Source organism: Massilia sp. Dwa41.01b (assembly GCF_014171775.1).
Classification (GTDB): Bacteria; Pseudomonadota; Gammaproteobacteria; order Burkholderiales; family Burkholderiaceae_D; genus Telluria.
In genome coordinates this window covers 3,774,933-3,796,348 of sequence record NZ_CP050454.1, presented here as the reverse complement: position 1 = coordinate 3,796,348, position 21,416 = coordinate 3,774,933, and the positions used below count along the sequence as shown (strand labels likewise).

Sequence of the window (21,416 nt, the reverse complement as noted above, 5' to 3'; positions counted from 1 at the left end):
CCTTCGACTGTGGCGGGCTCCCGGATGGACGCTCACAGGCGATGCCACCGATTCGACACCGTTCGTCACGGCGGTGTCACATTCAGGACTTATATTTTTTGCACGATTACTCAACAGGAGCCTACCGTGCAGCAACCCGTCCCATCGCGTTTCCGTTGTGCTGTCGCTTCCCTTGCCGCCGCCATCGCGCTGCTGTCCGGCTGCGGCGGCAGCGACACCGATCTCGCCAATCCCGGCGCATCCTGGCCGCCGCGGTCGACGGTGACGGCGCACCGCGGCGCTTCGGCGCTGCGTCCGGAGCACACGCTGGCGTCCTACCGCAAGGCGATCGAGGACGGGGCCGATATCGTCGAGCCGGACCTGGTGGCGACGAAGGATGGCGTGCTGGTGGCGCGTCACGAGAACGAGATCTCCGGCACCACGAATGTGGCGACACTGCCGCAGTTCGCCGCGCGCAAGGCGATCAAGACCATCGATGGCGTGCCCATCACCGGCTGGTTCACGGAAGACTTCACCTTGGCCGAACTGAAGACCCTGCGCGCGCGCGAACGCATTCCCGCCAACCGGCCCGCCAATGTCGCCTACAACGACCAGTTCGAGATCCCGACCCTGCAGGAAGTGATCGACCTGGTACGCGAGGAGAGCCGCGCCCGCAGCAAGGTGATCGGCCTCTACCCGGAAACGAAGCACCCGAGCTATTTCAAGTCGATCGGCCTGCCGCTGGAAAAGCGCCTGGTCGATGTATTGGCCGCCAACGGCTACCGCGGCAAGGAGGCGGCGGTGTTCATCCAGTCCTTCGAAACCGAGAACCTGAAGGAACTGCGCAGCATGACGGATATCCGCCTAGTGCAGCTGATCGACAGCCCGAGCAATGCCCCCTACGATTTTGTCGCGGCCGGGAACGGCCGCACCTATGCCAGCATGATCACGGCGGCGGGCCTGAAGGAAGTGGCGGCATATGCCAACGTGGTCTCGCCCTACAAGGAAATCATCATCCCGCGCACGAGCGCCAACGAGCTCGCCGCGCCGACGGGGTTCGTCGCCAACGCGCACGCGGCCGGCCTGTTGGTGCACACCTGGACCCTGCGGCCAGAGAACCCCTTCCTGCCGACCGGCCTGCGCGCCGAGCCGGTAGCCTCGGCCAGCCAGCGCGGCAATGCCGTGGCCGAGATCCGTGCCTATCTCGATGCGGGGATCGATGGGTTCTTTACCGATGATCCGGCGGTGGGGCGCGCGGCGGTGGATGGGTGGGTGAAGAAGTAGGCCGTCGTCGAGGCGATGGTGGAAGGCCGGTCAGAATTGTTCACTGTACGGTGTTACTGCGAGGGCAAGCAAAGGGCTTTGTAAGCGCTCGTTATCGTCAGCTGCGCACCGCTCCAAGCGAAAACGCAGCCCAAGAGCCCAGCCGATGCCTGCGTGCAATGTGGCGATAGTACGCGGCCATGATTATGCCGAACGCGGCGCCAGTGATGAGCGCCACCCACATAGCCTTATTAGCCGGCATTTCCCGCATACCGCGATTACCCAGCAACCAAACGCCAATCCCGAACACCGGCCCGAAAAAGCCGCCACAGATCAGGACGAGCGAAACGAAACCGAGGAAAGGAGGTGGTGGGACTTTGAAGCCGATGGACCAGAGCATGCTCCAGGCAGGCGGGAAAGCCGTGGACTCACCCACGCCCTTCGCCGCCATGTGCTGCTTGTAGCTTTGGAGTTTGATGGAATTTGTCATGCGCACCTAATGTTGAGGTAAGCGGCGGCTGCCCGAAACATGAACAATGAACCGCGCCGTTCCCGGCCAGTCCGCCTTGACGTAATTAAGTCGCTAGCCAGATCGCACAGGCCGAGCTCCAGACCGCATCCAACGGATCGATAGACGGACAAGCTCCGTTCCGGCTGATTGCACACGTTCGTAAGCGGTCAGTGTACAGGATCGGTTTTCGACAAGGAAATTATTGCGGGGAGCACGCTGCGCTTAATGAACGTCTCCTACCGACCCCGAAGCAGACTATCGAGACAGAGCAGCGGCAGACAAGATTTCCTCGCTAGTCCAGTTGCGTGACAGCCAAATGGTGAGCGCGGCACCTGACAGATGCCACCAGCCCATCCCCTTGTTTCGCTGATGGCCTGCGAGATAGCTGGAGGCAACCCGCCAGACAATCTGCTGATCAGGAGGTGCGCTCGGGTTTCTGTCAACTAGTAGCGTAATGGCGAACGAGTAAGGGTTCATTGCTTCGATACGGGGCGCACCATCGCCACGAGCGTCTCTCCAAACAAGTACCTGCTGCTCTTTGGAGGCAAGCTGCAATGGCTTTTGCGGGAAGCCATCTATGCCGCTCAAGCCCAGCCAATACAGCCCAAGTGGGGATGCCAACAATAGCGCAGCTACGACGCAGAGCAAGATAGCGGTAGGACCCCGGAGTTGACGCATAGATGCCTAACGAAATATTTGGTGCGTTAAGTGCAGACTCTTGTCGAACGACCCCAACACGGATAATCTTCATGGTGGACTCCTTCTTTCTGAACTGGTTGTGTGGAAACTCCAGTTTGGCACTTACGTGCCCTCAGGGGGAGGGGAGTCCATCCCATTGCTTCTGGACCTATTGTGTTGAAAAACTCGGAGCGCTTGCCTTCCGTCCACGAAAGAGCGTTACCTCGACTACACAAAACCGCGCCTGTTCAACGAACGCCAGCTGGTTGGACTCTTAACCGGCCGAAAACAGGTCAAAAAAGTTGCTTGGCGACTTTTTCAACACAATAGACCCATTGCAGACCTTCAGTGGACGAACCTCTGGGTATCGAATGGACCTTATAAAGCCATTCGTTCCAGCGCCTTACGTACAGCGCATGCCGGCGCGGCCAATGTAAGCGCGATAGCCGCGATATCGAAAATCATCCCAATCCCACCTGGCTTGTAAGACTCGCAGTACGGCCCGGACGCGCGAAGTTGCAAGCCACCAGAGCAGCTAATCTCCACGAAGAGAAGCGAGGCGAGCAGCCCACCCAAAGAGACACCCAACCATCCAGCCTCAGTAATGTCGGCAAAATCCGGCTCAGACCACGCGACGATTGCAGCAATCGTGACAAAAACGTCGGCAATCACAATTTCAAATGCGGTGTAGTCCGGAAGCAGCCATTGAATAGCGAAAGCTGTCCACGTCCAAAGGGCGACAGTGGAAAGCACGAAAGGCACGAAAACCTTTGCAGTTCGAGTAACCATCATAGATTTACAGACATCATTTGGTGTCGGTCCGTTTCTGGTCGTTAGCGGACCTATGGTAGCGTCCGCTTACGACCCAAAGCAGTCATACCTGTGGCTGGTGCGGCGCTTTAAGATGATCGGCAATATCAGCATCATAATCATCGCTATCCCAACAGTCGCAACTATGACTGTCGGTCCGACTGGCGAGCCAAGTCTAGTCATCCCAGCGTTGCGTATTAAGAAGCGTATCTGATTGACGCATAGCACTCAGCGCTTCGCCATTTCCCTCGAACGTTAGAAAGATAATCACTTCCGGAGTAGCAAAAATGTACTGGATGAAATATTTTTTCCCGCCGAACGGGCTTGATTTTTCAGACGCGACTGAATAAGCGGCCTTTCCTTCCGGGACTGGGAACTCGCTGAGAGGCCGCACAATCGTTGCACCACCTTTCGATGCGAGCTTGCTCATCTGTCCGTGAGCAAACTTTTGAGCTATTTCTTTTACGCTCGGCACAGCCTCGGTTGCAGGGCCTGCACGCTTGCGCATGACCGAGATAAGAAGCTTTTCACCATTTAGACCGTGACCTTCGATTGGCTGCTTTGACTGGTCGAAGCTCCAGGTTGCTGGCAACTCCAAATGAAGCGGAGAGAGATGTAGGACTCCAATATCTTGCGCGAGGGCTTGTGGGAGAGTTAGCAAAAGGTAGGAACACAGCAGAACGTAGCGGTATATTTTCATATGCATGTTGAAGGGCAGCTTCTGGCCGATATCGGCCTGTCGGTCGATGATAGCAGCTTGCCAATGGAAAACATCTCTGTGCTATGACGACCGGCCGGAATCGACCCTGAGCGGACGGTTTTAAAAATGGGTTCGCTTGTCATCTGAGATGCCGACGCTTCGTCGCCCAATCAAAATGGCGCCGATTAACATGGTTACACCAGGTAGCAGAAATAGCGGCTGAGCATCGTAGCATCTACGTGCCGTTTCGCTTAGCAGTTCTATGACCTCTTTGGAAGGAATGGCCGAGCGTCCGCCGTAATCTACCTGAGCGTATGCGACTTCGAGAATTGGTCTGATTCCACCGCGCAGGGACTGCCCCCCTTGCAATAAAACCATCCATCCAAAACCGACAACGACTAATAAGAAACCTAGTTTTCGCGTCATGGTGCGCTTAAGACGTTTCGAGTTGCGAAAGACCGCTTGTGGCCGAAACCGGCCTGTCAAGCGATGATACCAGCTTGCCAAGTGGAAGCTACCGTGTGGGATCTGTCACTCCAGGCTGTGCAGCTCGCGCTCCAGATTCTCGCGTGCCCGTTCAGAGTACAGGCTGGCAAACCAGGCATCCGTGAAGAGTTCGGCGCGCGCAGCCTTGTCTCGCAGCGTACGAAGCGCTCGCGTCCGGTGCTCTCGGTAGACTGGGTCGGGCACCACCGCGTATTCCTGGCGGATGGCCGCGGCGTAGGAGTCGTACTGTTGCGGGTCCTGTCCCAGGATCGCCAGATCGGCGCCGAGCATCGCCGGCTTGAGCGGATGGTTGATAGCTTCGGTCTGGAAATGGTCAGTCGCGCGGATCAGTGCCGCCACCTCGTCCGCCCGCGCGTCGGGCAGCCCGCTGCCGAGCCAGAGCCGCGCGCTCGCTTCCTCGTTGCTGACCTCCTGAGGGCCGTGGATGTAGACGGCGTCGTGGAACCAGAACGCTTTCTTCAACACTGCCATGTCTTCCGGAGTGCTACCTGTATTCTCAGCCCAGATTCGGATTTCCGTCAGGCCGTGCACGAGGTGATCGAGGTTGTGGTAGGGCCGGTCCGGCCCACCATAAGCTGTGGGGCCGGTAAGGCGCTCAAACCATTGGTCCTCGCCAGGCCATAGCGCCCGCCATTCCGTGCGCAGCCACGCCAGAACCCACTCCTGGTAGGCGGGACCGGGGATGAACTGTCGCGTCATCCAGTGCCAGCCGACTGGGCCCTGCAGGCCGCGAACGAAACTGGAACTGACCGAGCCGAGGTCACGCGGCGGCATCACGAAAATCGTCTTGGCTCCATGTAAAACGTCGACGTTCGCCTGCTGGATCAGGTTTTCGTAGTCGAAGTCGGCCGTGTTGCGAATCCCGCGGATCAGGTAGTCAATGCCGTGCCGCTTGGCCGCGCGTGCTGTGTAGTCGCCGCGCACGACGATTACCCGGACGTTCGTCCAGCCTCGCTCTGCCACGCTGCGTTCCACGATCCGTTGCCGATCTTCAGCGGGGAACAGAGGTTTCTTGAACGGATTTTCGGACAGAAAAACAATCACTTCGTCCGCCAGGGCGCGGGCTTCGCCGATGACCCACATGTGACCGTTGGTGATGGGGTCAAGCGTACCCGAGAAGGCAATTGCTTTCATGTCAGCTCCAACGGGCAAGGTAACAGGCGTGTTGGGCGCGCACGCGCTGGCTGAGGTCATCCCGCGTACCGGTATTCATGAGAATGTCGGTGGGCGAAGCGAAGGGGAGCGGGGTTGCGGCCTGCACCGCGATGAGGTGTTCGGCATCGTCGCGAGACCAGCCGGGGCTACGGGTAAGCATGCGACTTGTGCGGAGCTCTGGTGGCGCCTCGATGACCAGGATTCGGTCGACCGAGAGACCGAGGTCAGCCAGGAGAGCTGCCTCCCACACCACGTAAAGGGCGCTCTGCGCGTCAGTCCATTGTCTGACGGCCTGCTGGACGTAGGGGCGGAAAATCTCTTTCAAAGCCGTGTTGGCGGTCTCGTCGCGGGCAAACAGTGTACGCAGGGAACCGCGCCGTAGTGCACCATCGGCTGTCATCGCCTGAGGAACTGCGGTCGCGAGCGCACGTGTGGCGGGATGGGACGGGTCCTGATGCATGGACCGCGCGACGAGATCGATGCATAGCGTCGGCACGCCCAAGGATGAAAACATCGTACACGCCAGCGACTTGCCGCTGGCAATGCCGCCGGTGAGGCCGACAATGCGCGGGTTGGTCCTGGTGAAGGCAGACAGGGTCATAGTTAATGAAAATTATCGACAGCCGCGTCTGGCCGAAATCGGCCCCTCGCGGTCGGATGAGTGGCAGGTGGAAGGCTAGCGCCTGCCACCATTGGCCACCCGTTTGTACGAACGTGTCACGCTGCTGGGATTTACGCAAACAGTCACAATTACCTGAAGAGGTGTCGTGCGGCCTCAGAGGCAGTAAGACGATGCAGGAAGAAACCGTTTAGCGTAAGGCGGCCTTCTTCCGGGTCATTGGATAAGCGTTCCGGGCGGTCAATCTGCCCCGAATGCAGAATAGCCCCATCGTAAAAAATAGCCCGGTTGTAGGCGGCCGGGACTGTGCCAATCTGTTCAAAATAGCCATTGCTTGACGTAAGGTAGCCGGGTGGCCCACCCAGGAGCCGACTGAACGCCTCTCCGGTCAACGCACGTGCCTCCCAGTTAAGGGCGGCGATCTCTTCCGGCGGCCTGCGTGGCTTGTAAAAACTCGTACCGCCAAGGTCGGGATCACGGAACAAGTAAAGAACCGAGGCGGCCATGGCTTCGCCGGCCTGTGAGTCGACACGTCGGGTACCCACCATCGTATCGCTGTGGCAAATGCGCTGGAGCGGCTGCAATGTGCCTGGGGGTTTGGTGACCATGGAAAGTCGGCTTGTAGCTTGCAATGTACGCCGCCCGCCCAGCAGAGGCCGTATATGTAGCGTGAAAAACTCACTGAGGAGTGCAGTAAAGTCTGATGGCATGGCCACCTCGGGCCCAGGGAAGTAGTTTCCGGCATCGACAGCGAAAGCAGCACGTCGTGCAGCCGCAAATGCCAGCATTTTTTCTGGGTCCAGCAGAAAGTCGTCGATTACCACGCATGGCTTGAAGCCAGGCAGTGAAATGGACCGGATGAGGGGCCGCGGATTGAACATTTTCGTGGTCAAAAAAATGGCGTGCGCAAGTAAGCTTTGAATCGACTACGGTTCCCTGGACACTCGCGCGCCGTTCACCTTATCGTTTTTCAAAATCGATTGGCGACAGCTTTTCCTTGAAGCCGTGCCGGCGCTTTGGATTGTAGAACATCTCGATGTAGTCAAAGACGTCCCTGGCAGCCTTCAAACTTCGTTTCATGGTTTGCTATCCAGTGTGAAGAGCGGCCCATGCCCAAACGTTGCAAGCCTTCGAATGCCCGGTTGTGGCCGAAAGCAGACGCCCAGAACGGCTCAGTGTACGATGTTGCTGTCTGAACAAGCAAGGGCTGTTGTCGGGCGCTTAGTAGACGTCGCGCCGGTAGCGTCCGTCGGCGGCCAAATCGTCGACGGCCTGACTGCCGAGCACGGCGCACAAGGCTTCATGCACCCCGGTCGCCATGCCCTGCAGGCTGCCGCAGACATAGATCGCGGCGCCGCGTGCGACCCATGCCCGCACCGTGTCAGCCTGCTCGAGCAGCGCATGCTGCACATAACGCGTCTCGGCGGTGTCGCGCGAGAACACGGCGTCCAGGCGCGCCAGCTTGCCGGCCGCGTGCCAGCTTTCGAGCTCCTCGCGCAGCAGGAAGTCGACATTGGCATTGCGCTCCCCGAAAACGAGCCAGTTCTCATCCATGCCGGCGTCGATGCGCGCCTTCAGGTGGGCGCGCAGGCCCGCCAGGCCGGTGCCATTGCCGACCAGGATCAGCGGCCGCGCGGCGTTCTCGCCCAGGCGGAAGCGCGGATGGGTGCGAATGCGCAGGGCGATGATGTCGTGCCCGGTCGCCTGCAGGCATAGCCAGCCGGAGGCTGCACCAAGGCTGCCGTCCTCGTGGCGCTGCAGGCGCACCAGTAGTTCGATGCGTCCTTCACCCGGCACCGAGGCGATCGAGTATTCGCGCGGCAGGTCGGGGTCGCCGGGGGCGCTTACCTGCACCAGGTCGCCTGCTTCCCAGTCGGGCAAGCCGCCCGCCGCAGGAATCAGGACGATGCGGTAGAGCGGGGCACCAGCGCTGCCGGGGTTCAGCAGGGTACGCTCGAGGATGCGCCACTCGCCATAGGCCGGGCCTTCCCAGTCGGGCAGGTCGCTGGTACCGGCCAGGTGACTCAGTTGATGCTGCCAGGCGGCGATGGCGTCGGCATTCCCGCGGTCGACATCGATGCGTTCGAACAGTGGCGTGGCCCCGCGCGCTCGCAGCCAGGCGTCGAGGGCGCGGCCGAAGCCGCAATAGTGCGTGTAGCTGCTGTCGCCCAGTGCCAGTACGCCGTAGTGCAGTTGCGCCAGGTCGACATCCCCTGCCATCGTCACGGCGGCAAAGCGCGCGGCGGCATCGGGCGCGTCGCCTTCGCCGTAGGTGCTGGCGACGAACAGCACCCGGGTGGCGCCCTGCAGGATGGCGGCGTCGAGGTCGGCGATGTCGATGGTGCGTGCAGACAGGCCGCCGGTTGCGAGCGTGGCGGCGGTCTGCCGGGCCAGGTAGTCGGCATTGCCGGTCTGGCTGGCATGCACCACCAGCCAGTCGGCGTCCTGCGGCTGCGCGGGCTGGCGCCGGCGGCCCAGCATGGCCCCGCACAGGCCGCCCCAGGCCAGGACCGGGGTGGCGGCGGCCGTCCAGCGGACAGGGTCGATGGTCATCATGGTGGCGGCAGGGTCATTGCAGGAGCGCGCGCCAGGCGCTGCTCACGCGTTCTTCGAGGCGCCCGGCCCGGCGCAGCAGCAGGCGTGCGGCGATGTCGCGCTCTTCGGCATAGGCCAGGCCCGCCTCGGGACCGAGGACGGTAATCGCCGTCGAATGCGCGTCGGCCGGCATGCAGCGCGCATCCACCACGGTGGCCGAGGCGATGTCGTTCGCCACCGGGTAGCCGCTGCGGGGATCGAGCGTGTGCGAGGCACGGCGGGCGCCGTGATGAAAGAAGCGCCGGTAGTCGCCCGAGGTGGCCACGGCCAGGCCATGCAGGGCGACGACCGCCGGAATGTCGTCGGCGCCGGGCACGCCTTCGAGCGTCACCCACCGGGCTGCCCGTCCGGCTTCATGCCGGCGCCGCGCAGTTCTCCGCCGATCTCGACGAGGTAGTGGCCGACGCCGTGCTGTTCCGGGCACCAGGCCAGGCGGTCGACGGCATAGCCCTTGGCAATCGAGGACAGGTCGAGCAGGGCGCCGCCCGGCTGCAGCAGGCGGTTCTCATCATCACGGACGGGCCGCAGCGCCGCGCGTCGGGCGAGCACTGCCTGTACCGCGTCCGGTGCCGGGGCATAAAAGCCCGGCTGGTCAAAACGACGCTCGGGGCCGAAACCCCACAGGTTGACGAGTGCGCCGGCAAACGGGTCGTAAGCGCCGCCGCTTTCACCCATCACACCTATCGCAAAGTCGACGACTTCCGGGAAGCGCGGCGGCAGGGCATGCCAGCTGCCGGGCGCGGCGCGGTTGTAGCGGCCAAGATCGGAATCGGCTTGCCAGTGGCTCATCTCGGCATTGATCCCGTCGAGCTCGCGCTGCATCTGGCTGCCCAATTCGCTGCGCACGCCGGACGGCAGCATCAGGCGTGCCGACCAGCGCGTGCCCATGGTGGAACCAGCGGCGTCGAACAGCGCGCTGCCGGCCGGCGGCGGGGCAGGATCGATGGTGAGAGGGACGAGGACGTCGCGCATGGGTGCCAAAGGGGGGAGCAAACGGGCGCGCCGAATGTGGCGCGCCCGGGTACAAGCTTTCTTACTCCGGCAGCGCTTCGAGAGTGGCCGTGTAGGCATAACGGCGGGTCTCCGCCGGACCGTTGTCCGGCGCCGGGCCCTTGCCGGGATTCGGCGGGTAGGCCGCGTTCATCCAGTACATGTTCGCGGCCGGTAGTTTGAAGCTGGCTTCGCCCTTGGCGTCGGTGGTCAGGCGGATTTCGCCGGCCACGCCGCGGTAGCGCACGCCACCTGGTACCAGACTGAACGGCAGGTTCGGCAGCGGTTTGCCGTCGAGCAGGAAGCGCACGCGCATGGTCTCGTTGGCGCGCAGGTCGTTCGGGTGGGTCAGGGGCACCATCTCCAGGCCCTTGCCCGTCGGTTTCAGGGCCGCGTCATTCGTCTTGTGGGCGCTGACAAAGGTCTCGATGCGCTGGTGGGTGATGGTCTTGCGCAGGTCCTGGGCACCGGCGGGCACCTGCCTGGCGAAATCGGCCTCGCTGGCGCGGAAGCGTTTCACCTCTTCACCGACCTTGTAGCTGCCCATGACGTTGGTGCTGACCAGGGCAATGCGGTAGGTGCCTTCCTTGGGCAGGGGCAGGTCGATCGAGGCGCGCATCTTGCCCATCACGGCGGCGGGGGCCGGGGCGGTATTGCCATCCGGGCCGGTAACAAGCGCGCCATCCATGCGCAGCGGCATGTGGTCGACGTCGAACAGGCCTTCGGAGATGGCACCGTCGATCGTGACCCAGGCGTCCTTGCTCTCGACGATCGTCGAGGTCGGCAACATCCAGGGACGGTGGGCGCTGGCGGCGCCGGCCGCGGCCAGCAGGACCAGACCCAGTACGCCGTGCTTGATGAAGGAGTTTTGCATGATCTGCCTCTTTATTATTGGATGTTGATGGACACGGCGCCGAGTTCTTCCTTGCCGACGGCGTTGGCCGCCACCTTGCCCTTGGCGGGCAGGGCGAAGGGCACGCGCACCAGTTCGCGTCCGCCCGCTTCGCGCGCCGCTTCCACGACCAGCTTGTAATCGCCGGCCGGCAGCTTGTCGATGCCGGTGCGTGCCGGGCCGAAGCTCAACGTATGGGTGCCGGCGGCGCGGGTGGCACCGGAAACGCCGTCGATCGGCAGGGTGGTCTCGCGGCCCACTTTGCGCCACCAGGTACGCATGTCCTTCACCCACTTCTCGCCGGCGTTGTCCTTTTTCTTGACGTCGTAGAGCACGGCCAGGGTCGAGGCGACGGAGCCGTCGGCCTTTTCGATCCACATCGCGACATACGGCTTGTGGTACTCGGCCACGTTCAGCTGCGGCAATTCGAACTTCACGGACAAGTCCGCGGCCACGGCGCCGCCGGACAGCAGCGGCAGGGTCAGGGCGGCGAGCGAGGGAGACAGTTTCATGCAGAGCCTTCTATATAGAGACGATTAATGGATGAACAGCAGCGCGAGCACGGCCGGCAGGACGATGCCGAAACCGATCACGGGCCAGGTCGACGGCCGGTTGGCCGCGTGGATTTTCAATATCAGGAAGCCGGTAATGCAGAACACCAGGCAGGCCAGGGCGAAGATGTCGATAAACCAGCTCCAGACCGGCCCGGTATTGCGGCCCTTGTGCAGGTCGTTCAGCCAGGAGATCGTACCGCGGCTGGTGAGTTCGTATTCGGCCTTGCCGTCGAGCCCGACTCGCAGCCAGGCATCGCCACCCGGACGGGGCAGGGCGATATACGCGTCTTCCTCGCTCCATTCCGCCGTGCGTCCGCGCAGGTCGACCGGCAAGGCGCCATTCGCCCATGCCACCAGCGCCGGCGGCACGGCCGCCTCGCCATCGACATGCGCTTCGGCATAGGCCCGCAGTTCCGGCAGCAGCGCCGCCGGCACCGTCGCCTTGAGGCGCGTGACCTGCGGTTTCGACTCGATCTGCGCCGCATGGTTCAGCGTGAACCCGGTAATACTGAACAGCAGCATCGCCATCAGACAGATCGCCGAGCTGATCCAATGCCACTGGTGCAGCGTCTTGAGCCATAGCGACCGCCGCGCACCGGGAAGGGCGGCGGCACCGCCCTGGGACGGGTTGGACGGTAAACCCGGCGGGTTCTGGGCAGACATGCAATTTCCTGTTGAGTACACAACGCAAATGATAACTATTATCATTTAGCCGGTCAACAAAATTTACCCCACCCCCTATGCGCGCCGGATGTTGCGTTACAATACCCGCCACTTTGCGAAGAATCGAGAGATCCTTCCTGGTAACACAACACGGGATGGCAAGAAAGCGTAGCGAGCGGAAGAAGTTCCGGCCGAGGCGCGCAGCCGTACTTGAGTACGGCGAGCACCGCAGGCTGGAAATTCGACGCGCAGTAGCTTTATTGCCACCCCGAGAGGCCTTCCCTCACAACTTGATGTCTTGAAGTGTGCAATCCGCTAACCGGTCAGGCCGTGTCGCGGAAGGTTAAACCAACCCGCCAAACTCGCGAAGCGCGAAGAAAGGTGAGCAACAATGATGCAGCAATATAACGCCAACTCGTACCTGTTCGGCGGTAATGCGCCGTATGTGGAAGAGTTGTACGAAGCCTACCTGAACAACCCAGGTTCGGTGCCGGAGAACTGGCGCGCCTACTTCGACAACATGCAGCACGTGCCTGCGGTCGACGGCAGCACCCGTCCGGACGTCGTGCACTCGTCCGTCATCGCCTCGTTCGCCGAGCGCGCCAAGCAGGGTGCCATCCGCACCGTCAGCGCCGCTGCCGAAGCCGATCCGGAACTGGCACGCAAGCGCGTCGCCGTCACCCAGCTGATCGCGGCTTACCGCTACCTCGGCTCGCGCTGGGCCAACCTCGATCCGCTGCAGCGCCAGGAGCGAGCGCCGATCCCGGAACTCGATCCGTCGTTCTACGGTTTCACCGACGCCGACCTCGACACCAAGTTCAACATCTCGAATACCTACTTCGGCCAGGAAAGCGCTTCGCTGCGCGACCTGCTGAACATGCTGCGCGACACCTACTGCCGCTCCATCGGTGCGGAGTTCATGTACGTCAGCGACCCGACCGAAAAGCGCTGGATCCAGGAGCGCCTCGAGTCGATCCGTTCGACCCCGACCTTCTCGGCCGAGAAGAAGCGCCACATCCTCGAGCGCCTCACCGCTGCCGAAGGCCTGGAACGCTACCTCCACACCAAGTACGTCGGCGCCAAGCGCTTCTCGCTCGAAGGCGGCGAATCCTTCATCGCCTCGATGGACGAAACCATCCAGCGCGCCGGTGAAAAGGGCGTCCAGGAAATCGTCATCGGCATGGCTCACCGCGGCCGCCTGAACGTCCTGGTCAACACCCTGGGCAAGGCGCCATCGGAACTGTTCGAGGAATTCGAAGGCAAGCACGCCGACGACCTGCCGTCGGGCGACGTGAAATACCACCAGGGCTTCTCGAGCGACATCTCGACCCCGGGCGGCCCGGTCCACCTGTCGCTGGCTTTCAACCCGTCCCACCTCGAGATCGTCAACCCGGTCGTCGAAGGTTCGGTCAAGGCGCGCATGGAACGCCGCGGCGACCGCAAGGGCAAGGAAGTGCTGCCGATCCTGGTGCACGGCGACGCAGCCTTCGCCGGCCAGGGCGTGGTCATGGAAACCCTGAACCTGGCGCAGACCCGCGGCTACGGTACCGGCGGCACCATCCACATCGTCATCAACAACCAGATCGGCTTCACCACGTCCGACCCGCGCGACGCCCGTTCGACCATCTACTGCTCGGACGTCGTCAAGATGATCGAGGCACCGGTGCTGCACGTGAACGCGGACGACCCTGAAGCGGTCGTGCTGGCCTCGCAGATCGCGATGGACTACCGCACCGAGTTCGGCAAGGACGTCGTCGTCGACATCGTCTGCTACCGCAAACTGGGCCACAACGAGCAGGACACCCCGGCGCTGACCCAGCCGCTGATGTACAAGAAGATCGCCAAGCACCCGGGTACGCGCAAGCTGTACGCGGAGAAGCTGGCCACCCAGAACACGATCCCGGCCGACGAAGGCGACAAGCTCGTTGCCGCCTACCGCGACGCGATGGACGCCGGCAAGCACACGGTCGACCCGATCCTGACCAACTTCAAGAACAAGTACGCCGTCGACTGGGCGCCGTTCCTGAACAAGAAGTGGACCGATGCGGCCGACACCGCCGTGCCGCTGACCGAACTGAAGCGCCTGGCCGAACGCATCACCAAGGTGCCGGAAGGCTTCAAGCCGCACTCGCTGGTCGAAAAAGTGCTGGCCGACCGCGCCACCATGGGCCGCGGCGAGATGAACCTCGACTGGGGCATGGGCGAGCACCTGGCATTCGCTTCGCTGCTGTCCTCGGGCTATGCGATCCGCCTGTCGGGCCAGGATGCCGGCCGCGGTACGTTTGTCCACCGCCACGCCGTGCTGCACGACCAGAACCGCGAGCGCTGGGACCAGGGCATCTACCTGCCGTTGGCCAACGTGTCGGAAACCCAGGCACAGTTCACCGTCATCGACTCGGTGCTGTCGGAAGAAGCGGTGCTCGGCTTCGAGTACGGCTACTCGACCGCCGAACCGAACACGCTGACCATCTGGGAAGCCCAGTTCGGCGACTTCGCCAACGGCGCCCAGGTCGTCATCGACCAGTTCATCGCCTCGGGCGAAGTGAAGTGGGGCCGCGCTTCGGGCCTGACCATGATGCTGCCGCACGGCTACGAAGGCCAGGGTCCGGAACACTCGTCGGGCCGTATCGAGCGCTTCCTGCAGCTGTGCGCGGACAACAACATGCAAGTCGTGCAGCCGACCACGGCCGCCCAGATCTTCCACCTGCTGCGCCGCCAGATGGTGCGCCAGTTCAGGAAGCCCCTGGTGATCTTCACGCCGAAGTCGCTGCTGCGTAACAAGGACGCCGGCTCGCCGCTGACCGACCTGGCCAAGGGCGGCTTCCAGACTGTCATCGGCGAGACCGACGACAAGATCGAAGCCTCGAAGGTCAAGCGCGTCATCGCCTGCTCGGGCAAGGTGTACTACGACCTGGTCGGCGCACGCAAGACCCGCGGCGTCTCGGACGTGGCCATCATCCGCGTCGAGCAGATGTACCCGTTCCCGCACAAGTCGTTCGCGGCCGAGCTGAAGAAGTTCAGCAACGCGGTCGAGATCGTCTGGGCACAGGACGAGCCGCAAAACCAGGGTCCCTGGTTCCAGATCCAGCACAACATCTTCGAAAACATGGAAGAAGGTCAGCGCCTGGCCTATGCCGGCCGTCCGGCATCGGCCGCCCCTGCCGTCGGTTACTCCGACAAGCACGTGGCGCAGATGAAGGAACTGCTCGACACGGCGTTCTCGAAGCTCAAGGGCTTCATCCTGACGAAATAAATGTCAGCGCAAACCGGTCGTCGCAAGACGCCCGGTTTTAGCGCCTTCGTCTTTCAAGACTACAGAACAATTTAACGGAGTTTTACATGGCACAAATCGAAGTCAAGGTCCCGCAACTGTCGGAATCCGTCGCCGAAGCGACCCTGCTGTCCTGGCACAAGAAGGTCGGCGAGCCGGTCTCGCGCGACGAGAACATGATCGACATCGAAACCGACAAGGTGGTCCTTGAACTGCCGGCGCCATCGGCTGGCGTGATCGTGCAACTGCTCAAGGCCGACGGCGCGACCGTCGTCGCCGGCGAAGTCATCGCCGTGATCGACACCGAAGCTTCGGCACAGACCAGCCCGCTGGAAGTGAAAGCCATCCCGTCGGCTGCGCCGAACGCGCCGATCGCTTCGCCGGCGACTGCCGCAGCGCCTGCCGCTGCTGGCGGATCGCACTCTGGCGTGGCCATGCCGGCCGCCGCCAAGATCCTGGCCGACAACAGCATGACTGCCGCCGGCATCGACGGCTCGGGCCGCGACGGCCGTGTCACCAAGGGCGACGCCCTGAACGCCGTGGCGAACAAGCCTGCGCAGGCGCAGGCTGCCGCTCCAGCGGCGGCCAAGCCAGCGCTTCAACAGGTGGCCGCACCGGTCGCACAACTCGGCGACCGTCCGGAAGAGCGCGTGCCGATGAGCCGCCTGCGCGCCCGTATCGCCGAGCGCCTGCTGCAGTCGCAGCAGACCAACGCGATCCTGACCACGTTCAACGAAGTGAACATGGCACCGGTCATGGACCTGCGCAACAAGTACAAGGACAAATTCGAGAAAGAGCACGGCGTCAAGCTGGGCTTCATGTCCTTCTTCGTCAAGGCCGCCGTTGCCGCGCTGAAGAAGTACCCGATCCTGAACGCCTCGGTCGACGGTAACGACATCGTCTACCACGGCTACTTCGACATCGGTATCGCCGTCGGTTCGCCGCGCGGCCTGGTGGTGCCGATCCTGCGCAACGCCGACCAGATGTCGATCGCCGAGATCGAGAAGAAGATCGGCGAATTCGGCCAGAAAGCCAAGGACGGCAAGCTGACCCTGGAAGACCTGTCGGGCGGTACGTTCTCGATCTCGAACGGCGGCGTGTTCGGCTCGATGCTGTCGACCCCGATCATCAACCCGCCGCAGTCGGCCATCCTGGGCGTGCACGCAACGAAAGACCGCGCCGTCGTCGAAAACGGCCAGATCGTCGTCCGTCCGATGAACTACCTGGCGATGTCGTACGACCACCGCATCATCGACGGCCGCGAAGCCGTCCTCGGCCTGGTGGCGATGAAGGACGCGCTGGAAGATCCGGCACGCCTGCTGCTCGACCTGTAAGCGGTCCGGCGGTACCGGGGACATGCCTGCGCGTGCGGGCATGTCCTTTTCGAACGGTCAAGAAATACCCAAGCGTAGTGAGGACAGCCATGATCTCCGATGAAATCCGGCGTTTGCACGAACTGCACCAGGCCGGCGCGCTCAGCGACGCCGAATTCGAACAGGCCAAGGCCAAGGTCCTTGCCGGCGCGGCGCCGAACGAGCGCGTCAACCTGGGCAAGGGCACGGCCTACAGCGGCAGCGGCAGCGGCTTCGAGTCCGCCAGCCGCAATGTCGAGACCCAGTTGCGCGCGCTGCGCCGTTCGCGCCGCGACCGCTGGCTCGGTGGCGTGTGCGGCGGCCTGCATGGCGTCATGGGCATCGAGGCCTGGGTCTGGCGCCTTGTCTTCTGCGTGTTTGCCCTCATTACTTCAGGGTTCGGGTTGCTCGTCTATCTGCTGATGTGGATATTCGTGCCCGAAGAATAACTAAGGATTAATTCATGAGTAACGAAAAACAATTCGACGTCGTCGTCATCGGCGGCGGTCCCGGCGGCTACATCGCGGCCATCCGCGCAGCCCAGCTGGGCTTCAAGACCGCCTGCATCGACGAATGGAGCAACGCCGCCGGCAAACCTGCCCCGGGCGGCACCTGCACCAATGTCGGTTGCATCCCGTCGAAGGCACTGCTGCAGTCGTCGGAACACTTCGAGCACGCCGGCCACGCGTTTGCCGAGCACGGCATCAACGTCAGCGGCCTGGAACTGAACCTGCCGCAGATGCTCAAGCGTAAGGATTCGGTCGTCAAGGCGAACAACGACGGCATCCTGTTCCTGTTCAAGAAGAACAAGGTCTCGTTCTTCCACGGCCGCGGCTCCTTCGCCGGCAAGGCGGAAGGCGGCTACACCATCAACGTGACCGGTCCGACGACCGACACCCTGACGGCGAAGAACGTGGTCGTTGCCACCGGTTCGAACGCACGCCAGCTGCCGGGCGCGGAATTCGACGAGAAGCTGATCCTGTCGAACACCGGCGCACTGGCGATCGACGCCGTGCCTTCGAAGCTGGGCGTGATCGGCGCCGGCGTCATCGGCCTGGAAATGGGTTCGGTGTGGCGCCGTGTGGGTGCGGACGTGACCGTGCTCGAAGGCCTGCCGACTTTCCTCGGCGCCGTCGACGAGCAGATCGCCAAGGAAGCGCACAAGCTGTTCACCAAGCAGGGCCTCAAAATCAACCTGGGCTGCAAGATCGGCGCGATCACCAAGGGCGAGAACAACGTCACGGTGGCCTACGCCGATTCGACCGGCGCCGAGCAGAGCGCCACGTTTGACCGCCTGATCATCTCGATCGGCCGCGTGCCGAACACGACCGGCCTGAATGGCGAGTCCGTTGGCCTGCAGCTGGACGAGCGTGGTTTTGTCGTCGTCGACGACGAATGCCGTACCAGCCTGCCGGGCGTGTGGGCGGTGGGCGACGTCGTGCGCGGCCCGATGCTGGCGCACAAGGCCGAGGAAGAGGGCGTGGCAGTTGCCGAGCGCATCGCCGGCCAGCATGGCCACGTCAACTTCAACACGATTCCATGGGTGATCTACACCTCGCCGGAAATCGCCTGGGTCGGCAAGACCGAGCAGCAGCTGAAAGCCGAAGGCGTGGCCTATAAGGCCGGCACCTTCCCGTTCATGGCCAACGGCCGTGCGCGCGCGCTGGGCGACACCTCGGGCATGGTGAAATTCCTGGCCGATGCCACGACCGACGAAATCCTGGGCGTGCACATCGTCGGCCCGGTCGCTTCCGAGCTGATTTCGGAAGCCGTCGTCGCGATGGAATTCAAGGCCTCGTCGGAAGACATCGCCCGCATCTGCCACGCGCACCCGTCGCTATCGGAAGCCGTGAAGGAAGCGGCGCTGGCGGTGGACAAGCGTTCGCTGAATTTCTAATTGCTTTATCGAGACCGCTCGTTCGTGCGCGAAGCTTGCGCAGCGAAATGGGCGGTCTTGTAGGGTGGGCGCCCTGTGCCCACGCGGTCTGGTGCGCATGCCGACCACCGCGTGGGCTCGGGGCGCCCACCCTACGTTAACACCCGTAGCGCTAACGCAATCGCATCCATGAACGTCCAAGAGTATTACCAGCACGCCCTCAACGAGCGCGGCTTCCAGTCCGACCCCGCCCAGCAGGCCGCGGTCGACCGCCTGCAGCAGGCGTACGACGACTGGGTCCAGTACAAGGCCCAGCGGTCGTCCGCTTTCAAGCGCCTCATCAACCGTCCGGACGTGCCGAAGGGCGTCTACATGTGGGGCGGGGTGGGGCGCGGCAAGTCCTTCCTGATGGATTCCTTCTATTCCGTGGTGCCGGTGGTGCGCAAGACGCGCCTGCACTTCCACGAGTTCATGCGCGCCGTGCATGGCCAACTCGATGAGCTCAAGGGCGTCGCCGATCCGCTCGACGAGGTCGCGAAACGCATCGCCCGCAAATACCGCCTGATCTGCTTCGACGAATTCCACGTCTCGGACATCGCCGACGCGATGATCCTGTACAACCTGCTCACGGCCCTGTTCGATAACGGCGTCAGCTTCGTGATGACCTCGAACTACGAGCCGTCCACGCTGTATCCGGACGGGCTGCACCGCGACCGCATGCTGCCTACCATTGCCCTGCTGAAGGACAAGCTCGACGTCCTGAATGTCGACGCCGGCAACGATTACCGCAAGCGCGCCCTCGAGCAGGTGCAGGCCTATTACACGCCCCTGAACGCGGCCGCCGACCGCCAGTTGCGCGAAGCCTATGCGAAGGTGGCCGATACCGCCGACGAAAGCCCGATCGTGCACATCGAGAACCGCGAGATCCGCGCGCTGCGCCGCGCTGGCGGCGTGATCTGGTTCGATTTCGCGACCCTCTGCGGCGGCCCGCGCTCGCAGAACGATTACCTGGAACTGGCGACGCGCTTCCACACCGTGGTCCTGTCCGGCATCCCGGCGATGTCGGCAGGGCAGTCGTCGGAGGCGCGCCGCTTCACCTGGCTGATCGACGTCTTCTACGACCACAAGGTGAAACTGCTGATGTCGGCCGCCGTCGAACCGGAAGCGCTCTACACCCAGGGCATGCTCGCAAACGAATTTCATCGCACCGTCTCGCGTATCATTGAGATGCAGTCGCGCGAATACATGCTTGCCGAACGGCGCGGTGCCGCCGCCGCCATCGCATAACAAGCTGACCGGACAGAACAAGAAGAAGGAAACAAGATGAAGAAGGGAACACCATGAACCTGACCATGGCCCGGTCCATCCGGCGCGCGGGCATTGCCGGCCTGCTGGCGGCCCTGCTGGCTTCCTGCGCCGCAGACGGCCCGACCCAGGTCGCGACCCCGCTCGCGCCGACCACGTCGGTGGTCCAGGCTGACGAGCGCCTGGCAAGCGTGGCCGCCGAACGCGCCGCGATCGAAGCGCGTTACGCCGAGCGCGAAGCCGGGTGCTACAAGAAATTCTTTGTCAATCATTGTCTCGACGAGGCAAAAGAAGGCCGCCGCGCGGCGCTCGCCCCCCAGCGCGCAATCGAGATCGAAGCGGAGTATTTCAAACGCAAGAACAAGGTCGAGGAGCGCGACCGCGCGATTGCCGAAGCCGAGGCCAAGTTCCAGGCTGAGGAAGCGCGCACCGCGACCACGGCGCCGCCCACTCCCAAGGCGACCACGCCGCTGCCGCCGCCCCGGCCTTCGCCGGCGGCGAAGCGCGTTGCCAGCCGCAACGCGCGCATGGCCGAGGAAGCCGCGCAGGAGCCGGCGAACGCCGCCAGGCGCGCGGCCAGTGCGGCCGCCTACGAGGAGCGGCGGCGCAAGTCGGAAGAACGCCAGCGCGCCGTGGCGCAGCGCAAGGCCGAGCGCGCCGCCAAGCGCACGGCCCAGCAGGCCGAACGCGAGAAGACGCAGGCCGAGCAAAAGGCGGCGGTGCCGGCGCGCTGAAACGTCGATAAGGTGGAAGGGCACGCCGGCCTGCCGCAAGGCAGGCAGCGCGGCCCGGCTAGATCGGCGCGAACTCCTGCACCGGCTTGACCAGCTTCACGATCGCCATCGAGCAATTGCCACCCTTGCCCTGGGAGCGCTCGGCAGCCTTGTTGATCAGCTTTTCCGCGGCCAGGCGCGGCGTCGATCGTGCCAGCGCGGCACCGAGTTCGGCGTCGGTAAAGAAGTGCCACAGCCCGTCCGAACAGAGCAGGAACTGGTCGCCCGGCGCCATGCCCATCTGCCAGCCGACCGTCACGTAAGGCTCCTTGCGGCTATTGCCCACAGCGTTGACCAGCAGCTTGGAGCGGCGATGGTTGCGCGCCGCCTCCAGCGGCAGCTTGTCGAGGGCGACCAGGTGCTCGATATAGGCCTGGTCGTTGGTGCGCAGCTTCGGTTCGCCGTTCTCGAAGCGGTAAAGGCGCGAGTCGCCCACGTGGGCCCAGACCGCCTCGCCGTGGGGCGAGATCACCAGCCCGACAAAGCTGGCATGGGTTTCCTCGCCGGCGGTCACGGCATTGATCTGGACCACGAGATGGGTTTCGTGGACGATGTCGCGCAGCAGTTGCGCCAGGCGTTCGGGATTGGCGGTATCGCTCGGCTTGAACTCATCGAAGATGAGCTTAGCCGTATGCAATACCTGGTCGGCGGCAGATGGGCCGTTCAGGCCGTCCGACAGCACCGCCAGCAGGTAGCCGGGCGCGCGTGCGCCGGTCAGCAGGGCGACGCGATCGTTCTGCCGCGGGCGGTTACCGATGTGTTGCGCGGTACCCGCTTCGATCTTGAAGAGATTCATAAACTTTGATGCTTTCCGTGGCTCAGGGGCCAATCTTTGTTGGCGGCAACGTCGGGGTAGATTAAACTATGCACTGAGAAGCCTCCGTGTTGCAAGTTATAAGCTTCTTCTCACCGCCGCGCGCCAC

At 63.1% G+C, this 21,416-nt stretch carries 20 protein-coding genes and 1 pseudogene; 7 read left to right on the top strand and 14 right to left on the bottom strand.

Annotated elements, in window-relative coordinates; all coding sequences use genetic code 11:
- Positions 1 to 126: 126 nt before the first annotated feature.
- A complete protein-coding gene (locus tag G4G28_RS17440; RefSeq protein ID WP_229425163.1) occupies positions 127 to 1,263 on the top strand; it encodes a glycerophosphodiester phosphodiesterase in 1,137 nt (378 codons plus the stop codon).
- A 97-nt stretch (positions 1,264 to 1,360) separates the two neighbouring features.
- On the opposite strand, the gene G4G28_RS17435 is transcribed toward G4G28_RS17440, so the two are convergent.
- The 13 genes and pseudogenes from G4G28_RS17435 to G4G28_RS17380 all read right to left on the bottom strand — a co-directional run bounded on the left by G4G28_RS17435 (position 1,361) and on the right by G4G28_RS17380 (position 11,916).
- A complete protein-coding gene (locus G4G28_RS17435; RefSeq protein WP_182989235.1) occupies positions 1,361 to 1,732 on the bottom strand; it encodes a DUF6404 family protein in 372 nt (123 codons plus the stop codon).
- 1,077 nt (positions 1,733 to 2,809) lie between these two features.
- A complete protein-coding gene (locus G4G28_RS17430; protein ID WP_183107642.1) occupies positions 2,810 to 3,193 on the bottom strand; it encodes a hypothetical protein in 384 nt (127 codons plus the stop codon).
- A 223-nt stretch (positions 3,194 to 3,416) separates the two neighbouring features.
- Positions 3,417 to 3,947 carry a hypothetical protein gene (locus G4G28_RS17425; protein WP_182989233.1) on the bottom strand — a complete coding sequence of 177 codons (531 nt, stop codon included), beginning with the start codon at positions 3,945 to 3,947 and terminating at the stop codon, positions 3,417 to 3,419.
- A 525-nt stretch (positions 3,948 to 4,472) separates the two neighbouring features.
- Positions 4,473 to 5,582 carry a pantetheine-phosphate adenylyltransferase gene (gene coaD, locus G4G28_RS17420; RefSeq protein ID WP_182989232.1) on the bottom strand — a complete coding sequence of 370 codons (1,110 nt, stop codon included), beginning with the start codon at positions 5,580 to 5,582 and terminating at the stop codon, positions 4,473 to 4,475.
- Between the two features lies 1 nt (position 5,583).
- Positions 5,584 to 6,204 (bottom strand): dephospho-CoA kinase, encoded by a 621-nt coding sequence (coaE, locus tag G4G28_RS17415; protein ID WP_182989231.1) that lies wholly within the window; start codon positions 6,202 to 6,204, stop codon positions 5,584 to 5,586.
- A 149-nt stretch (positions 6,205 to 6,353) separates the two neighbouring features.
- The gene (locus G4G28_RS17410) at positions 6,354 to 7,115 is read right to left on the bottom strand and encodes a DUF6445 family protein (RefSeq protein WP_182989230.1); all 762 of its coding nucleotides are present in this window, start codon (positions 7,113 to 7,115) and stop codon (positions 6,354 to 6,356) included.
- 67 nt (positions 7,116 to 7,182) lie between these two features.
- Positions 7,183 to 7,287 (bottom strand): annotated as a pseudogene (locus tag G4G28_RS17405) (IS3 family transposase); the annotation flags it as partial.
- Positions 7,288 to 7,443: 156 nt separating this feature from the next.
- Positions 7,444 to 8,778 carry a sulfite reductase subunit alpha gene (locus G4G28_RS17400; protein ID WP_183107641.1) on the bottom strand — a complete coding sequence of 445 codons (1,335 nt, stop codon included), beginning with the start codon at positions 8,776 to 8,778 and terminating at the stop codon, positions 7,444 to 7,446.
- Positions 8,779 to 8,791: 13 nt separating this feature from the next.
- Positions 8,792 to 9,148, bottom strand: coding sequence for an FAD:protein FMN transferase (locus G4G28_RS28555; RefSeq protein ID WP_308600907.1), 357 nt, complete (start codon positions 9,146 to 9,148; stop codon positions 8,792 to 8,794).
- On the bottom strand, positions 9,145 to 9,789 hold the full coding sequence (locus tag G4G28_RS28550) for an FAD:protein FMN transferase (RefSeq protein WP_308600905.1): 645 nt from the start codon (positions 9,787 to 9,789) through the stop codon (positions 9,145 to 9,147). Before G4G28_RS28550 ends, G4G28_RS28555 begins: the two co-directional genes overlap by 4 nt.
- Positions 9,790 to 9,850: 61 nt before the next feature.
- Positions 9,851 to 10,681 (bottom strand): DUF4198 domain-containing protein, encoded by an 831-nt coding sequence (locus tag G4G28_RS17390; RefSeq protein WP_182989229.1) that lies wholly within the window; start codon positions 10,679 to 10,681, stop codon positions 9,851 to 9,853.
- A 14-nt stretch (positions 10,682 to 10,695) separates the two neighbouring features.
- Positions 10,696 to 11,211 carry a DUF2271 domain-containing protein gene (locus tag G4G28_RS17385; RefSeq protein ID WP_182989228.1) on the bottom strand — a complete coding sequence of 172 codons (516 nt, stop codon included), beginning with the start codon at positions 11,209 to 11,211 and terminating at the stop codon, positions 10,696 to 10,698.
- Between the two features lie 24 nt (positions 11,212 to 11,235).
- Positions 11,236 to 11,916, bottom strand: a complete 681-nt coding sequence (locus tag G4G28_RS17380) for a PepSY-associated TM helix domain-containing protein (RefSeq protein WP_182989227.1) — start codon at positions 11,914 to 11,916, stop codon at positions 11,236 to 11,238.
- A gap of 391 nt (positions 11,917 to 12,307) precedes the next feature.
- On the opposite strand from G4G28_RS17380, the gene G4G28_RS17375 reads away from it, so the two are divergent.
- The 6 genes from G4G28_RS17375 to G4G28_RS17350 all read left to right on the top strand — a co-directional run bounded on the left by G4G28_RS17375 (position 12,308) and on the right by G4G28_RS17350 (position 20,454).
- On the top strand, positions 12,308 to 15,169 hold the full coding sequence (locus tag G4G28_RS17375; protein WP_182989226.1) for a 2-oxoglutarate dehydrogenase E1 component: 2,862 nt from the start codon (positions 12,308 to 12,310) through the stop codon (positions 15,167 to 15,169).
- Positions 15,170 to 15,255: 86 nt separating this feature from the next.
- Positions 15,256 to 16,521 carry a 2-oxoglutarate dehydrogenase complex dihydrolipoyllysine-residue succinyltransferase gene (gene odhB / locus G4G28_RS17370; RefSeq protein ID WP_183107640.1) on the top strand — a complete coding sequence of 422 codons (1,266 nt, stop codon included), beginning with the start codon at positions 15,256 to 15,258 and terminating at the stop codon, positions 16,519 to 16,521.
- 89 nt (positions 16,522 to 16,610) lie between these two features.
- Positions 16,611 to 16,988, top strand: a complete 378-nt coding sequence (locus G4G28_RS17365) for a PspC domain-containing protein (RefSeq protein WP_182989225.1) — start codon at positions 16,611 to 16,613, stop codon at positions 16,986 to 16,988.
- A gap of 14 nt (positions 16,989 to 17,002) precedes the next feature.
- Entirely contained in the window at positions 17,003 to 18,436 is a 1,434-nt protein-coding gene (gene lpdA / locus G4G28_RS17360; protein ID WP_182989224.1) for a dihydrolipoyl dehydrogenase, read from the top strand.
- A gap of 168 nt (positions 18,437 to 18,604) precedes the next feature.
- A complete protein-coding gene (gene zapE, locus G4G28_RS17355) occupies positions 18,605 to 19,702 on the top strand; it encodes a cell division protein ZapE (RefSeq protein ID WP_182989223.1) in 1,098 nt (365 codons plus the stop codon).
- A gap of 53 nt (positions 19,703 to 19,755) precedes the next feature.
- A complete protein-coding gene (locus G4G28_RS17350) occupies positions 19,756 to 20,454 on the top strand; it encodes a hypothetical protein (RefSeq protein ID WP_229507701.1) in 699 nt (232 codons plus the stop codon).
- A gap of 58 nt (positions 20,455 to 20,512) precedes the next feature.
- On the opposite strand, the gene G4G28_RS17345 is transcribed toward G4G28_RS17350, so the two are convergent.
- Positions 20,513 to 21,289, bottom strand: a complete 777-nt coding sequence (locus G4G28_RS17345; protein WP_182989222.1) for a PP2C family serine/threonine-protein phosphatase — start codon at positions 21,287 to 21,289, stop codon at positions 20,513 to 20,515.
- Positions 21,290 to 21,416: the final 127 nt, after the last annotated feature.